Origin of the sequence: Pseudomonas mendocina, from assembly GCA_037482215.1 — a bacterium.
GTDB classification, from domain to species: Bacteria; Pseudomonadota; Gammaproteobacteria; order Pseudomonadales; family Pseudomonadaceae; genus Aquipseudomonas; species Aquipseudomonas mendocina_E.
Window position 1 is genome coordinate 1,994,314 of sequence record CP148074.1, and the last position, 15,250, is coordinate 2,009,563.

The 15,250-nt window shown below is 54.7% G+C and carries 12 protein-coding genes; 7 read left to right on the plus strand and 5 right to left on the minus strand.

Annotated elements, in window-relative coordinates:
• Window position 1 precedes the first annotated feature (1 nt).
• From WG219_09010 to gloB, 4 genes are all read right to left on the minus strand, one after another.
• Window positions 2-1,843, minus strand: coding sequence for an extracellular solute-binding protein (locus WG219_09010; GenBank protein WXL27577.1), 1,842 nt, complete (start codon window positions 1,841-1,843; stop codon window positions 2-4).
• On the minus strand, window positions 1,840-3,669 hold the full coding sequence (locus WG219_09015; GenBank protein WXL27578.1) for an extracellular solute-binding protein: 1,830 nt from the start codon (window positions 3,667-3,669) through the stop codon (window positions 1,840-1,842). The genes WG219_09010 and WG219_09015 overlap by 4 nt, the downstream gene beginning before the upstream one ends.
• Window positions 3,670-3,888: 219 nt before the next feature.
• A complete protein-coding gene (locus tag WG219_09020; GenBank protein WXL27579.1) occupies window positions 3,889-5,484 on the minus strand; it encodes a LysM peptidoglycan-binding domain-containing protein in 1,596 nt (531 codons plus the stop codon).
• A gap of 99 nt (window positions 5,485-5,583) precedes the next feature.
• Window positions 5,584-6,357, minus strand: a complete 774-nt coding sequence (gene gloB / locus WG219_09025) for a hydroxyacylglutathione hydrolase (protein WXL27580.1) — start codon at window positions 6,355-6,357, stop codon at window positions 5,584-5,586.
• Between the two features lie 140 nt (window positions 6,358-6,497).
• Here gloB and WG219_09030 point away from each other — a divergent pair, with 140 nt between their 5' ends.
• The 7 genes from WG219_09030 (at window position 6,498) to nudC (ending at window position 14,437) form a co-directional block, all read left to right on the plus strand.
• Window positions 6,498-7,295, plus strand: a complete 798-nt coding sequence (locus tag WG219_09030) for a methyltransferase domain-containing protein (protein WXL27581.1) — start codon at window positions 6,498-6,500, stop codon at window positions 7,293-7,295.
• A complete protein-coding gene (gene rnhA, locus WG219_09035; GenBank protein ID WXL27582.1) occupies window positions 7,292-7,744 on the plus strand; it encodes a ribonuclease HI in 453 nt (150 codons plus the stop codon). The genes WG219_09030 and rnhA overlap by 4 nt, the downstream gene beginning before the upstream one ends.
• On the plus strand, window positions 7,737-8,477 hold the full coding sequence (dnaQ, locus tag WG219_09040; GenBank protein ID WXL27583.1) for a DNA polymerase III subunit epsilon: 741 nt from the start codon (window positions 7,737-7,739) through the stop codon (window positions 8,475-8,477). The genes rnhA and dnaQ overlap by 8 nt, the downstream gene beginning before the upstream one ends.
• A gap of 128 nt (window positions 8,478-8,605) precedes the next feature.
• Entirely contained in the window at window positions 8,606-10,864 is a 2,259-nt protein-coding gene (locus WG219_09045) for an Orn/Lys/Arg decarboxylase N-terminal domain-containing protein (GenBank protein WXL27584.1), read from the plus strand.
• 207 nt (window positions 10,865-11,071) lie between these two features.
• Window positions 11,072-11,884, plus strand: coding sequence for a crotonase/enoyl-CoA hydratase family protein (locus tag WG219_09050; protein ID WXL27585.1), 813 nt, complete (start codon window positions 11,072-11,074; stop codon window positions 11,882-11,884).
• Window positions 11,885-11,934: 50 nt separating this feature from the next.
• Entirely contained in the window at window positions 11,935-13,608 is a 1,674-nt protein-coding gene (locus WG219_09055) for a ferrous iron transporter B (protein ID WXL27586.1), read from the plus strand.
• Window position 13,609: 1 nt separating this feature from the next.
• A complete protein-coding gene (gene nudC, locus WG219_09060) occupies window positions 13,610-14,437 on the plus strand; it encodes an NAD(+) diphosphatase (GenBank protein ID WXL27587.1) in 828 nt (275 codons plus the stop codon).
• On the opposite strand, the gene WG219_09065 is transcribed toward nudC, so the two are convergent.
• Window positions 14,411-15,190, minus strand: coding sequence for a TSUP family transporter (locus WG219_09065; protein ID WXL27588.1), 780 nt, complete (start codon window positions 15,188-15,190; stop codon window positions 14,411-14,413). The two genes, nudC and WG219_09065, sit on opposite strands and share 27 nt — an antisense overlap.
• Window positions 15,191-15,250 lie beyond the last annotated feature (60 nt).

Consider the following 15,250-nt stretch of genomic DNA (forward strand, 5'->3'; position numbering starts at 1 on the left):
GTTATTGCTCCGAACCTGGGGTTACTGATTCAGTTTCGGATGCCTGGGGCACGTCGCGGGACCACCAAGTGTGTATGCCAATATCATACTTAGGGCTGACGGCGGGGTGCTCGAAGTGGTTCCAGTAGGCGACTCGCCAGGTTTTGATGTGCCAGTTTGGCACCACGTAATGCCCCCACTGCAGCACACGGTCCAGAGCACGGGCGCTGGTGATCAGCTGTTGTCTCGAGTCAGACTTGATCAGTGTGTTGACCAAGCTGTCGATCGCTGGCTCCTTGAGGCCGATCAAATTGCGGCTGCCGGGGTTATCTGCACTGCTGGAGTGCCAGTATTCGCGCTGCTCATTACCCGGGGATGAGGATTGGGGGAAGTTGCCGACAATCATGTCGTAATCCCTAGAGCGCAGTCGGTTAATGTACTGGGACACGTCTACCCGACGGATAATCATGTCGATGCCGAGATCAGACAGGTTGCGCTTGTAGGGGAGAAGAACGCGTTCGAATTCGGTCTGTGCCAGCAGAAACTCAAAGCTTACCGGTTGGCCGTTGGCATCCAGCATCTTGTCACCGTCTACACGCCAGCCAGCCTCTTGCAGCAATTGATAGGCGCGCCGTTGCTGCTCACGGATGATACCGTCGCCATTGGTGACAGGCGGCTCATAAGCTTCGCTAAATACTTTCGCCGGTACCTGCTCGCGTAACGGCTCTAGCAGCGCCAGTTCTGCTTCTGAGGGCAGACCGGTGGCGCTTAGTTCAGAGTTTTCAAAATAGCTATGGGTGCGTGTGTACGCGCCGTTGAACAGTTGGCGGTTGGTCCATTCGAAGTCAAACAGAAGCGAAAAGGCTTCGCGTACACGGTTATCACTGAAGATCGGGCGACGGGTGTTGAAAATAAAACCCTGCATACCCACCGGGTTGTAGTTGGTGATTTCTTCCTTGATCAGCTGACCGTCTGCTACTGCCGGTATGTTGTAGGCAGTGGCCCAGTTTTTGGCGCTGGTTTCTTGCCAGAAGTCGAAATGACCGGCTTTGAGTGCCTCAAGGGCGACCGTGTTATCGCGGTAATAGTCGATTTGCAGGGTGTCGAAATTGTAGAAACCACGGCTCACTGGCAGATTTTTACCCCACCAATCCTTGACCCGCTCATAGCGGATGGAGCGGCCAGCCTGCACTTTGCCGACTTGATACGGTCCACTGCCCAGTGGTACTTCAAGATTGCCCTTGGTGAAATCACGATTTTCCCACCAGTGTTTTGGCAGTACCGGAAGCTGGCCAACGATCAAAGGCAGTTCACGGTTACCAGCATGCTTGAAGACAAACTTAACCACGTTAGGTGCTTCAACTTCGGCACGCTCAACCTCGGCATAGTAACCGCGATACATCGGTGCGCCTTTGCTCATCAGCAAGTCGAAGGTGAATTTGACGTCTTCAGCTGTAACCGGCTTGGCGTCGTGAAAACGTGCTTCAGGGCGCAGGTAAAACCGCACCCAAGAACAGTCATCGGCCTTCTCGATTTTCTCGGCCAACAGTCCATAGACCGTAAAGGGCTCATCCATGCTCTGGATGAGCAGGGTGTCATAAATCATGTTGATGTCGTCAGCCGGGACCCCTTTACTGATGAAGGGGTTGAGGCTATCGAAACTGCCGAAGCCTGCCTGGCGTAGTGTGCCGCCTTTGGGGGCATCGGGATTTACGTATTCGAAGTGCTTAAAGCCTGCGGGGTATTTAGGGGCTTCGTCATACAGCGTCAGAGCATGTTGCGGTGCAGCCAGAGTGAGGCTGGCGGCACCTAGCAGGATAATCCCGCTAACGTGGGCAAGTGCGCGCAGAGCAGCATGGGTCATTCAGCTTTCTCCATGGATTTCAGCCACCAACTACGTAACCCCAAGGTGTAGGGCGGCGTGGTGACGAATGCAAATCGGTTTCGGTAAGCCAGTCGATGGTAATCGATATACCAGTTAGGAATGCTGTAGTGCTGCCACAACAATACCCGGTCAAGGGCTTTAGTCGCAGCAACTTGTTGGTCGCGGCTCTGGGCTGATAACAATTTTTCGATCATGGCATCCACGACAGGGTGGGCGACACCCGCATAGTTGCGTCCGCCTTTGACAGTGGCCTGGGATGAGTGGAAGTACAGGGACTGCTCAATACCGGGGCTTAAAGTTTGGGCGAGAGTGGTGAGAATCATGTCGAAGTCGTATTGATCAAGTCGCTGCTTGTATTGAGCACGATCAACCGTGCGCAAGCTAACCTGGATACCGATGCTGGCTAGATTCCTTGTATACGACTGTAAGATTCGCTCTAGATTCGGGTTGACGAGCAATATCTCGAAACGGAAGGGTTGGCCTTTGCTATTCAATAATCGTTGCCCGGATGGTTTCCAACCCGCCTCGGCCAATAGGCTCAGTGCTTTGCGTAGGTTTTCACGGGGGATTCCCCGTCCGTCAGTGTGGGGCACACTGTAGGGCTCTGTGAACAGACGTGCTTGAAGCTGTTTACGATAGGGTGAAAGCAGCAACCATTCAGCGCCAATGGGCTTTCCCGTGGCGGAAAATTCGCTGTTCGGGAAGTAGCTTTTGGCGCGGGTATAAGAACTATTGAACAGCGCTCGATTGGCCCACTCAAAGTCGAACATCAGGCCCATGGCTTCGCGCACTTTGCGTTCGGCAAAAACTGCCCGGCGGGTGTTCATAAAGAGCGCTTGGGTTTGTGTCGGGATCTTGTGCGGGATTTCAGCGCGAATCACCTCGCCACGAACGAGGGCAGGGAAGCGGTAGGCAGTAGCCCAGTTTTTCGCCTGCTGTTCGATATAGATGTCAAATTCGTCTGCTTTAAAGGCTTCGAAAGCCACATTACTGTCACGGTAAAACTCGACCTCAACCCGGTCGAAATTGTACTTGCCGCGATTAACCGGTAAATCCGCCCCCCACCAGTCTTTTACCCGCTCAAATGTCAGGCTGCGTCCAGGCGTTACCCGGCTGATTCGATACGGTCCATTTCCTAGTGGCGGCTCAAATGTTGTGGCTTTGAAGTCCCGATTTTTCCAATAGTGTTGGGGCAGCACAGGCAATTCGCCCAGGCGCAGTATCTGTAAAGCGCTATTAGGGCGTTTTAGGATGAAGCGAATACTCAGACGGTTGAGTATGTCTACTCGCTTTACTTCCTGAAGATTGGCCCTGTATTGCGGATGGCCTTCCTTGAGCAGCAAACGGTAGGAGAAGGCCACGTCATAGGCGGTTATAGGCGTGTTGTCATGAAAGCGCGCTTGGGGGCGGATATTGAAAACCACCCAGCTGCGATCATCACTGTATTCCACAGACTCTGCGACCAGACCATAACTGGAGGCCGGCTCATCCCCGGAAGGGTCATAGATTCCCGTTCCCACCATCAGTGGAGCGTTAAGTTCATTGACGCCATATTGCAGGAAGTTAGGGCTGCTAGTAGGGCTAGAGCCCTTGATGGTATAGGGGTTAAGTGTGTCGAAGGTGCCCGATGCCATCATCCGCAAGGTTCCGCCTTTTGGGGCTTGCGGGTTTACCCAGTCAAAATGCTTGAAGGTCGATGGATATTTCAGGTCGCCAAACTGGGCGAACCCATGACTTACGTAAACTTCTGCCCAAGCGCTTTGTATGAAGCAGGTCAGGAAAATCAGCGAGAGGAGGGGACGCATTCAATAAAGTATCCGATCCGTGGCGTCAAAGGGCTTCTGAGGGGCACATTAACAGCTTGTAGGGGTGCGAAAAAGAGCACTCGAACGAGGGTTCCATTAAGCCGTTTTATCTTTATGACTATTCTCTACGGCAGATGTAAGGTGATGTGGTTAATCGGCTCTGTGTTAACACTAGGCTGTAGGCAATGATGGGGTCGCTCAGCAGCCATGATTGCCCCGCTAGTTGGCAGTGTACAGGGTTAACGTCTGACCAGGGCGTAGCGATTTTCCAGCCTTGGGGTTCCAGTTTTGCAAACTGCTCATGGATACATTGAAGCGCCGTGCAATTTCATACATCGAGTCTCCCGAGCGCACGCGATAGTAAGTGACATTTTGACGCGGTTGCTGACGGGTTGTACGGGTTTGCTGAGCCAGGTTTGTCGCACTACCGTGCAGGTTGAGGACCTGGCCGACGCGTAGGCTGTTGCCTGAGAGCCTGTTCCAGCGCTGTATGTCACTGACCTTTACATTATTGCGCTGAGCGATTTGCCACAGGTTGTCGCCATCTTTCACTCGATACGTGCGGCCGGTGACAGGGCGGCTAGTGGCAACTGTGGTGTCGACTGTACGACGCTGATACAGCGGTTCGTGCCGCGAGGTTGGCTCAGTTGGTATGCTCAACAGTTGTCCAACGCTAAGGTTGTTGCTGGAGAGTTTGTTGATGTCTTTGAGGGTGTTGACCGTGATCTGATTCCGGTTAGCGATACTGTGCAGACTGTCGCCGGGTCTAACGCGGTACTCTTGCCAGCTCACCTGCTCATCGGCCTTTAGCAAGGAAAGGCTAGCGCTGAACTGTTCAGCTTTATCGGCTGGGACCAGAAGGTGTTTAGGGCCGTCATGGGTGACGCCGCGCTTGTAAGCCGGATTGAGCAATTCGAGTTCGGTTTCATCGAGATTGGTGATCTTGGCAACCCTGGCCAAGTCCATACGCTGATTGAACGCTACTTTTTCGAAGTAGGGCTCGTTGGCGATCGGTGCCAAGCTCACGCCATAGGCTTGTGGCGTCATGATCACCTGTGACAGGGCGAGAAGCTTTGGCACGTAGTTCTGGGTTTCAGTCGGCAGGGACAAGTTCCAATAATCGGTTGGCAGGCCCAGCTTCTCATTCCGCTCAATGGCCCGGCTGACACGCCCTTCACCGGCGTTGTATGCCGCCAAGGCCAGCAGCCAGTCGCCATTGAACATTTCCTTGAGGCGGCTCAGGTAGTCGATGGCCGCTTGGGTGGACGCGGTGACATCGCGGCGCCCGTCGTACCAGTTGGTCTGGCGCAGATTAAAGTTGCGTCCGGTCGAGGGAATAAATTGCCAAAGCCCAACTGCATGGGCCCTAGAGTAGGCCATTGGGTTGTAGGCACTTTCGATCATCGGCAGCAGAGCCAGTTCAGTTGGCATGTTGTGCTGTTCGAGACGCTCCACAATATAGTGAATATAAGGGCTGCTGCTGTTAGCCGCTTTTTCTACAAAGGAGGAGTTGCTGACGAACCATAAACGCTGCTGCTCAATACGGGGATTGAGGCCAATGGTCTCTTGTAATTGATAGCCACTGCGTACCCGCTCCCAGATGTCTTTGGGCTGTTTTTCGGCATCACGGGCAGTAGTTTTAAGCCATTCGGGTTCACGGTTGAGACCAACAGCAAGGTCTGTGTTGCGGCTGCTATCGGGGGGCTCTGGTGTGGTCTGACAACCGGCGAGCACCACGCACATGATCACCACAAGGCTACGGATGCCTTGTGCCAATGCCTTAAAATTCAATGGCTTGCTAGGTGATAAAGGCATTGGCTGTGGTGTGTATCCCGTAAAAAATGTCGGACGATTCTAGGAATCGACCCTTTCATGGTCAAGTTTCAGCCCACTGTTTGCGACGTAATGATCATTTCAGAACGTGTCTTTCCAGGCTCGCAGTGCAGCAAAGACCGCCACGGGCGACTCCGCTTCAAGGCCTTTTTGCTGCGTGATAGACGCAATAATTTCGGGCTCGCTGCAGCGCAGGAAAGGGTTGGTGGCTTTTTCTAAGCCAATCGTTGATGGCAGGCTGATTTTTCCTTCTTCACGCCACTGAGTGACCTCGGTAAAGCGCTGCTGCAGGCGCTGGTTGCCCGGTTCAACCGCGACAGCAAATCGCAGGTTGCTCAGGGTGTATTCGTGTGTGCAGTACACGTGGGTCTGCTCAGGCAAGGCAGCAAAGCGTTGTAGTGAGGTATGCATCTGCTCGGGTGTCCCTTCGAACAGGCGTCCGCAGCCCGCAGCGAAAAGGGTATCGCCACAGAACAACCAGTGCTGCTCAGGTTGAACGTAGGCAATGTGCCCTAATGTATGGCCAGGCACCGCTAAGATGTTGAAGCGCACGCCTAGGACTTCGATACTGTCACCATCGTCCAGAGCCAGATCACGGCCAGGAATCTTCTCTTTGGCCGGACCAGCCACTCGCGCGCCAGTGACTGATTTGAGTTGCTCAACGCCGCCGACATGATCGTGATGATGGTGAGTGATCAGAATATCGGTGAGTTGCCATCCCGGATTATCTTTCAGCCAAGCCAACACCGGGGCAGCATCACCGGGATCAACAACTGCACATCGGCGCGCGTCGATGGCTTGCAGGAGCCATATATAGTTGTCATTAAAGGCCGGTAATGCGTCGATTTTAATCATGTGATGGTCGCCAACTAGGTCACAAAGGTGCATCTTAGGTTTTGCGTGCGTGAGCGTCGAGCCAGCACTCAGTTTTCTCCGGTCGTCACGCAGTGTAAACACCTCCTGCGCATGGGGGCTGGCAATAGAAGGTGAAGGTTATGGCCCTACATACACTGAGTAGCGCTGACAAAGACTGGCTTACCCTAAACCGGGCAGCCAGAGACTGGCTGGCAGGGCCTTTAGGTCAGCTGCTGCTGACTCAGGAGCAGCCCTGGCTTGAGGAGGAACTGGCGCGTCTATTTGGAGGTTTTCTGCTGCACTACGGCCCCGCCGCAGAAAAACCTCCGCAACCCGGCAAGATACAGCGCAGCGTTCGGTTGGGGGCGCCGTTTAGTGGTGTAGATATTGTCTGCGAAGACCAAGCATGGCCTGTCAGTGAGAATTCGGCAGATGCCGTACTGCTTCAGCATGGGCTGGACTTCAGTTTAGTTCCGCACGGCTTGCTGCGTGAGGCTGCCCGTGGCGTCAGGCCAGGGGGGCACTTGTTGATCGTAGGTATCAATCCATCCAGCCTCTGGGGCGCACGGCATTACTTGAGCCGTGGCGGTTTGCGTAAGGCTCGCTGCATTTCGCCGGAACGAATCACTGACTGGCTGAATGTACTGGGTTTCGTGCTGGAGAAACGACGCTTCGGGTGCTATCGTCCGCCGCTTTCTTCACTGACTTGGCAGCATCGGCTGGCACCGCTGGAGCGATTGGGGCAGTCCTGGAACTTGCCTGGAGCCGGGTTTTATCTGTTGGTTGCGCGCAAACTGGTGCGTGGAGTAAGGCCTAATCAGGTCAATAGCCGACAGCCTTTGGGCAAGCTGCTGCCAATGCCCGTGGCTCAGGTCAGCCGTTATGAACCCAGACAGTCTGAGAACTGTACGACTAAGCGTGGAATGACAGATACATGAGTGAACAGGTCGTTATCTATACCGACGGAGCCTGCAAAGGTAATCCCGGTATTGGAGGCTGGGGAGCGCTGCTTATTTATAAGGGCGTGGAAAAGGAATTGTGGGGCGGTGAGCCTGACACGACCAACAACCGTATGGAAATGACTGCGGCGATCCGTGCGTTGGCCGAACTCAAACGCAGTTGTGATGTTTGCTTGGTCACTGACTCGCAGTATCTGATGCAAGGCATTCAGGACTGGATGCCCAATTGGAAAAAACGCGGCTGGAAGACGGCGGCTAAACAGCCGGTTAAGAATGCTGATTTGTGGCAGCAACTGGATGAACAGGTTAATCGCCATAACCTGACCTGGCGGTGGGTGCGCGGACATACCGGTGATGCCGGTAACGAGCGGGCTGATCAGTTGGCCAACCGCGGTGTTGATGAAGTGAGAGGTTTGAAACATGCGTAGCGTGGTGCTGGATACTGAAACCACTGGTATGCCGGTTACAGACGGCCACCGGATTATCGAAATCGGTTGCGTCGAACTGATGGGGCGACGCCTGACGGGGCGGCACTTTCATGTCTACCTCCAGCCGGATCGCGAAATTGATGAAGGCGCGATTGCGGTGCACGGTATTACGAATGAGTTCGTGCAGGACAAGCCGCGCTTTAAAGAAGTCGCCGATGAGTTTTTTGAGTTTATCAAGGGCGCCCAGCTGATCATCCACAACGCCGCGTTCGACGTTGGTTTTATCAACAACGAATTTGCCTTGTTGAATCAGCAAGATCGCGCTGACATCAGCGAACATTGCTCTATCCTCGATACCTTGTTGATGGCCCGTGAGCGTCATCCAGGTCAGCGTAATAACCTGGATGCTCTGTGTAAGCGCTACGGCGTAGACAACTCCGGCCGTGAGTTGCATGGCGCTTTGCTCGATGCCGAGATTCTGGCCGACGTTTATCTGGCCATGACCGGCGGGCAGACCAACCTGTCGCTAGCCGGTGAAGGTAGTGATGGTGATGGCGGGCGCCAGCAGGCAACCCCTATCAAGCGCCTGCCAGCAGACAGACCGCGCACGCGAGTTATCACTGCAAGCCCCGAGGAACTTGAGGCTCACATGGCGCGTTTGGCAGTGATCGAAAAGTCAGCGGGGGCGCCACCTTTGTGGGTTCAAATGGAGCAAGGAGAGGGCGGAGCTTAAGCCTTCTCGACTTATCTGCTGGCGACCTTTTCTTACAGTCGTACACGGGTGGGGTTCCTTCAGACCTGGCAAGTCACTAACCTGAAGAGACAGGCAGACTCGATCTGCCGCTCTTCAGGGACGCCATAATGTATAAAGATCTCAAGTTCCCCATTCTGATTGTTCACCGTGACATCAAGGCTGACACTGTGGCCGGTGATCGCGTTCGCGCCATTGCGGCAGAACTTGAACAGGATGGTTTCAACATCCTGTCGACGGCTAGTTCTGCGGAAGGGCGCATCGTTGCTTCTACCCACCATGGCTTGGCCTGCATCCTGGTCGCAGCGGAAGGGGCGGGGGAAAACAAGACGCTGCTCAAGGATATGGTTGAGCTGATCCGCATTGCCCGCAGCCGTGCACCACAGTTGCCGATTTTTGCGCTGGGCGAACAGGTTACTATCGAGAATGCGCCGGCTGACGCCATGGCCGACCTGAACCAGTTGCGCGGCATTCTCTACCTGTTTGAAGACACCGTTCCGTTTCTGGCTCGCCAAGTAGCCCGTGCTGCACGTAATTACCTAGACTGCCTGTTACCGCCGTTTTTCAAGGCACTTGTGCAACACACCGCACAGTCCAACTACTCATGGCATACACCGGGCCATGGTGGTGGCGTGGCTTACCGGAAGAGTCCAGTGGGGCAGGCGTTCCACCAGTTTTTCGGGGAGAACACCCTGCGCTCGGATTTGTCGGTTTCAGTACCAGAGCTGGGTTCGTTGCTCGATCACACCGGCCCTTTGGCCGAAGCTGAAGCCCGTGCCGCCCGAAACTTTGGGGCTGATCACACCTATTTCGTCATTAACGGCACCTCCACGGCTAACAAGATTGTCTGGCATAGCATGGTCGGGCGAGATGATCTGGTGCTGGTGGATCGCAATTGCCACAAGTCGATTCTCCATTCGATCATCATGACCGGCGCGATCCCGCTATATCTATGCCCGGAGCGCAATGAGCTGGGCATCATTGGGCCGATCCCGTTATCTGAGTTCAGTCGTGAGTCGATTGAGGCGAAAATTGCAGCCAGCCCGTTGGCGCGTAACCGGCAGCCGAACCGTAGTGGGGCGTTGGTCAAACTGGTGGTGGTTACAAACTCCACCTACGACGGTTTGTGCTACAACGCCGAGCTGATTAAGCAGGCTTTGGGCAACAGCGTTGAAGTGCTGCATTTTGACGAAGCCTGGTATGCCTACGCGGCCTTCCATGAGTTCTATGCCGGACGTTACGGCATGGGTACCTGCCGGACACCGGACGCACCGCTGGTGTGTACCACACACTCAACCCACAAGCTGTTGGCTGCGTTCAGCCAAGCGTCAATGATTCATGTTCAAGATGGTGGGTTGCGTCAGCTCGATCATGAGCGCTTCAACGAAGCTTTCATGATGCACATCTCCACGTCCCCTCAGTACGGCATCATCGCCTCGCTGGATGTAGCCTCCGCCATGATGGAAGGGCCAGCAGGGCGCTCACTGGTTCAGGAAACCTTTGACGAAGCGCTGAGCTTTCGGCGTGCGCTGGCCAACCTGCGTCAGAACCTTTCAGCGGATGATTGGTGGTTCAGCATTTGGCAGCCGCCACAAGCGGAGGGTAGCGATAGCGTCGCGACTCAGGACTGGTTGCTGCGCCCACAAGCCGATTGGCACGGCTTCGGTGATGTTGCTGAAGACTACGTGTTACTGGACCCGATCAAGGTCACATTGGCGATGCCCGGTCTAACCGCCGATGGCACCTTGGCTGAGCGCGGTATTCCAGCTGCGGTGGTTAGTAAGTTCTTGTGGGAGCGTGGGCTGGTTGTTGAAAAAACCGGGCTGTATTCGTTCTTGGTTCTGTTCTCCATGGGGATTACCAAGGGTAAATGGAGCACGTTGCTGACGGAGTTGCTTGAGTTCAAGCGCAGCTACGATGCGAATTTGCCGCTTACTCAGGTTCTGCCTTCCATTGCCCAGGCAGGTGGATCTGTCTATCAGCCGATGGGCTTGCGTGACCTGTGTGATGCGTTGCATGGGTGTTACCGCGAAAATGCCACGGCCAAAGCTCTTAAACGTATGTACACAGTACTGCCAGAGGTGGTGATGAAACCGGCGGATGCCTACGATCAACTGGTCCGCGGTGAGGTGGAGGCGGTACCGATTGAGGCGCTGGAGGGGCGTATTGCCGCCGTCATGCTAGTGCCATACCCGCCAGGAATTCCGTTGATCATGCCGGGGGAGCGATTTACCGCGCAAACGCGTTCGATCATTGATTATCTGGAGTTTGCTCGCGCGTTTGACAGCAGTTTTCCGGGCTTTGATGCCGATGTTCATGGTTTGCAACGGGTTAATGGGCGCTACTGCGTCAATTGCATTAAAGCTTGAACCGCAGAACCCGGAACAAAGGTGGGCAATGTTTCGGGTCTGTTCTTGGCGCTGCTGCGAATCGAGTAAAAATGTCTACCCGTCATGGCGAGTAATACGTCACATTGAGCAGCATCGACATTTGATTTCTGATTGTTATAGTTGAGAAGTTTTTAATATAAGAACGTTCCCATAACGCGCCAGCGCAATTAGATAAGGAAGACTGCCGTGAACGACTACAAAGCCTTTAACGTCTCGGTGGCTGATAAGGTCGCTCATGTCGTGATCAATCGTCCGGAAAAAATCAACGCAATGAATGCGGACTTCTGGCGTGAGATCATTGAAATCTTCCAGTGGATCGACGACACCGATGAGGTGCGCGCTGTAGTGATCTCGGGAGCCGGCAAGCACTTTTCTTCTGGCATCGACCTGATGATGCTGGCTTCGTTAGGCAGCCAGATGGGCAAGGATGTTGGGCGTAACGCTGAAAAGCTGCGGCGCAAAGTGCTTGAACTGCAAGCCTCTTTTAATGCGATAGATCAGTGCCGTAAGCCAGTACTGGCAGCTATCCATGGCTACTGCTTGGGCGGAGCCATCGACATGATCGCCGCTTGTGACATGCGCTATGCCACGCATGATGCTCAGTTTTCCATCAAAGAGATCGACATCGGTATGGCGGCTGATGTCGGTACTTTGCAGCGTCTTCCGCGCATTATCGGTGACGGCATCATGCGCGAGCTGGCATACACCGGTCGCACTATCAACGGTGAGGAAGCTCGTAGTATTGGGCTGGTCAATCGTACCTATGAGAGCAGCGAGGCGCTGCTGGACGGGGTGATGGGGATCGCCGGGGAAATCGCCAGCAAGTCGCCAATTGCCATTCGCGGCACCAAGGAGATGATCCGTTACATGCGTGACCATCGTGTTGACGATGGCTTGGAATATGTCGCCACCTGGAACGCTGCCATGCTCCAGTCCGCTGACTTACGTGTGGCGATGACCGCGCAGATGAGTAAGCAGAAGCCGGAGTTCGAGGACTGATGCAAGGTTTATTGATGAACTCATCAACGATCTTTGGGGGGCGTTAGTTCATGGCTTCAGGGGCTACTTCGCTAAATCTGGTGCGGGATGAGCTGTTCGCTACCCTTGAAGAGGCAGAAACTTGTCTCGAGCACTTTATCGTCGATCGTAACAACGCCAGTTTGTTGCAGCAGGCAGTCGCCAACCTGCAGCAGGTGCGTGGCACGTTTAACTTGATTGAATTAGCGGGTGCTGAGCTGCTGGCTCAGGAAATGCTGACCCAGGCTGGCGCCATACCGGTTGGTGCAGATGATGCCTGTAACACGCTTCTGACCGCTTTGAGCAAGGCGCTGCACGTGCTGCGACGCTATCTGGAGAATCTCGAAACTCACCGCCAAGAGTTTCCTGAACTACTGCTACCTGCGATCAATGATCTGCGTCAAGCTGCCGGCCAACCGGTCTTGCCTGAGAGCTTTTTCTATACGGTACGTTTGGATAATGACCGGCCTGCTAGTGTACCGAAGACTTTGGATGAATCGGCAAAGTCCCATGCTGTGAGGCGCCTGCGCCATGGATATCAGGCAGGACTGCTCAGTTATCTGCGTGAAAGCAATACGCTTGATGGGCTGAAGTTGATGGAGCGGGCTTTAACCCGGTTGGACAGCCTGCACAGCAATACTGCCCAGGCACGGCTCTTTTGGATCGCTGCAGCGGCTGCGGAAGCTCATGCAGATGGCCAGCTTATACCTCGTAAGGAGCGCAAGGCTCTTTTTGCCAGGGTAGAGCGTGAGCTCAAAGCTATTTTGGAGAACGGTCAGTACGAACCGTCCAAGGTTGTGCTGAAAGAGCTGCTATACCTTGTGGCGCTAGCCGGTACGCAAGGGCCCTTGGCAAGTGAAGTGTCGCAACTCTATGGCCTGATGCCGCTGCCTTTTACCGATCATATGCTGGAAGAGGAATACCAGCGTCTGGAAGGTCCGGGTAAGGCGGTGTTGCAATCGCTCAGCTCGGCTATTCGGGATGAGCTGAATAGCCTCAAGGACATGCTGGATTTAGTAGAACGTGGCACGTTCGAGAAAGACAGCCTCGGCACCTTGCACAGCCTGCTGGCTAAGCTCAGTAAAACATTGGGAATGGTAGGCCTGAATTCGGCCAGTTCGGCGCTGAGTGGGCAATTGCCGGTAGTGGCCGCATGGGCAAACGATCAGCAGCCGCAAGTTCATGAACTGCATAAAATGGCTGACTCGCTGTTGTATGTGGAAGGTGTAGTGGCCGACTTCGAGCGTGGCGAGCGCCGTGAGCAGCGGGCTAATGCGCAACAAAATGAAGCGGACTCATTTGCCCAGCATCAGTTGAATGAGGCTCGTATCGTGGTGTTGGACGAGGCTCAGGGTGGTTTAGCCCTGGCTAAGCGGGCCATCACGGCGTATCTGGAGTCGTCAGGTGACCGCATGCACTTGGCCAACGTACCTTTCAGCTTGCATGCGTTGCGTGGTGGATTGTGGTTCCTAGGTCAGGAGCGCGCTGCAGCGTTGGTTGGTGCCTGTGCCGACTATATTCAGACGCAGATGTGCGATTCACCGCAGATGCCATCCGAACAGATGTTGGAAACCCTGGCCGATGCTTTGAGCAGCCTTGAGTACTACCTTGAGGGTGGTGTAGACGGTGCCGACGACAAGCAGTCGAACGTACTGGAGCTTGCCAGTGAAAGTGTCCGTGCCTTGGGCATGGCACTGGAGGTCTGAGATGCCAAGCTGGCAGCCGAGTGTGTTGGATACGACTGTAACGGGCGGTTGGGCAGTGGCCCACTGTAAGCAACAGTTCCTCTGTGACAGCAATGGCGTGCTGTTTCCCCGTGAGTGGCTTAAGAAACAGGATCTGCCGGTTATCGCCGAGCATGGCATTGGCCACTTTGGGGACGATGCTGTTTATGTGCTTGAGCTGAAAGACTGTGTTGATCTGCCCGGGTTGGGTTGGCAAGGCCTCCGCCGCTATATGTTGGAAAGCGATATCGATACTTACAAGATGCTGGGTTATGCGTCGCAGATCGGTATTTGGGCTCGCGAGCACCGCTTTTGTGGCGGATGTGGTGAGGCGACCCAACAAGTGCCTGGCGAGCGGGCCATGTCTTGTGAACTTTGCAATATACGCCATTACCCTCGCATATCACCCAGCATGATCGTGCTGGTGACCCGCGGTGATGAAATTCTTTTGGCCCGTTCCCCACGCTATGTTCCCGGCATGTACAGCACACTAGCCGGATTTGTTGAGCCGGGTGAGTCAGCAGAGAACTGTGTACGCAGAGAGGTGCGCGAGGAGGTGGCGCTGAGCGTCGATAATATTCGGTATATGGGCAGCCAATGCTGGCCGTTCCCACACTCCATGATGCTGGGATTCCACGCGGACTATGCCGATGGCGAGATCATCATTCAGGAAGACGAAATCGAAGATGCCCGCTGGTTTGATGTGCGCAGCCTGCCACCACTTCCAGCATCGCGTTCGATTGCCCGTTATTTGATTGACAGTTACGTCGCCACACGGCTTGGTCTACCCCAGCCAGTGCTGCCAAACTAGCCTGAGCGTCAATGCCAGCACGACCATAATAAATACCGGGCGGATGAATTTTGCTCCGCCACCGATCGCGGTTCGTGCTCCTAAATAAGCCCCCAGCATCAGCGTCAGTCCCATGCCCAGGCCGAGGAGCCAGGCTACTTGCCCGGTAAAGATAAATACACTGAGCGCGCATGCGTTGCTGACAAAGTTCATGCTGCGGGCTACACCGCTGGCCCTGACGAGGTCTAGCGGATACAACAGCAGTGAGCTGACAGTCCAGAATGCGCCTGTTCCAGGGCCTGCAACGCCATCATAGAAACCGAGGGACACGCTTTGCGGCCATTGTCGCTTTTGGCCAATGGGGGCGTTTGCATCGGGAGTGGAGTTTGGTGTCTTCGAAAACAGCAGGTAAAGACCGCAAGCAAAGACAACCAGTGGCAGTAACTGATTAAGCCATTGCGAGGGTAGCCAGTGGGCGATCAGTGCGCCGAGTAGGGCACCCACTGCTGTACCGATCAAGGCATTTCGCCAATGCACGGGGCTAAACAGCTTCCTCTTGTAAAACGTAAAGGCTGCTGTGGCCGAACCGAAAGTCGCGCAGAGTTTGTTTGTGCCCAGAGCGAGATGAGGCGGCAGCCCCACCGTAAGCAGCGCGGGCAGTGTGAGCAGACCACCGCCACCGGCTATGGCATCAATAAAGCCTGCAAGAAAAGCCACTGCTGCAAGAATCAGCAGGGTTGTCAGCTCAAAACCCGGATCCAAAGAAAGTATCATCAACGAAACTCATAGGCAGGAGTGTGGGTGCGCCAGTCCCTAGCTTGAGCGCCCGACCGT